General features: G+C 54.5%; 1 protein-coding gene. It reads right to left on the reverse strand.

Annotated features, from left to right (window positions below):
* Positions 1 to 225: surface glycoprotein (locus tag D3D02_RS20085; protein ID WP_147435819.1), on the reverse strand; the 225-nt coding region annotated here is incomplete at its 3' end.
* Positions 226 to 435 lie beyond the last annotated feature (210 nt).

Below are 435 nucleotides of genomic sequence, written 5' to 3' on the forward strand. Positions count from 1 at the left end.
CGTGTCGTTACGGTCCGTGTCGGTTAGTTTGATCGTCTGTACGACTGCTGTGTCGCCGCCCGCGAGTTCCCCCGCGTCCGTTCCCATATCGGAGGCCCCCTCAGGGCCGGCGGCTTGAGCGGCAACAGTCCCCCCCGTGAACGCGACGGTGCCTCCCATAACGGAAAGCACCATCAGCGCCGCGAGGACTATCGCACGCATCTGTTTGCTGTTATCCTGTGTCATAGTATGATTTACTCACAGCGAATAGCGGAGAGCGGTCTACCGCGTTTACTCATGGTATGCCATGAGTACCCACTACCCACATGTATCTCAGCTATATACCAAATCGCATTAAAACAGTTTCGACTTCGACAGTTTACCAGAATATAGTTGGTGCGTTTAAAAGGCCAGCCTCCGGTCTTCGTCTGTACTATTGGGTGAGTCTACGGTTCG

The sequence above is a fragment of the Halobellus sp. Atlit-38R genome (assembly GCF_003665925.1).
GTDB lineage: Archaea > Halobacteriota > Halobacteria > Halobacteriales > Haloferacaceae > Haloquadratum > Haloquadratum inordinatus.